The organism is Pseudomonas sp. GQ91 (genome assembly GCF_059758795.1).
The window spans coordinates 1-377 of the sequence record NZ_JCAXED010000065.1 but is presented as its reverse complement, the minus strand read 5'-3'; the positions used below and the strand labels follow the sequence as shown (position 1 = coordinate 377).

Annotated in this window: 1 protein-coding gene; it reads left to right on the top strand. The window is 62.6% G+C overall.

What is annotated here, in order from left to right:
• Positions 1 to 377: type 1 periplasmic-binding domain-containing protein (locus AC6CIA_RS26430; RefSeq protein ID WP_498316106.1), on the top strand; the 377-nt coding region annotated here is incomplete at both ends.

Here is a 377-nt window from a genome sequence, read left to right as displayed (position 1 = left end):
ATTCCCGAGGACCATATCCTCACCACGGCCCTCAAAACCCTGGACGTCCCCGGCAGCATGGACGCCACCAACTCGGCCCTGGTCAAGCTGCCCAGCGGCGTGAAGAACCTGATTATCGGCGGCATGAACGACAACACGGTGCTGGGCGGCGTGCGCGCCACCGAAAGCGCCGGGTTTGCCGCCGCCAACGTGATCGGTATCGGCATCAACGGCACCGATGCCATCGGTGAACTGAAGAAGGCCAACAGCGGCTTCTTCGGCTCGATGCTGCCCAGCCCGCACATCGAGGGCTACAACACCGCGAAGATGATGTTCGACTGGGTGACCAAAGGCACCGAGCCGCCGAAGTACACGGCGATGGACGAAGTGACGCTGAT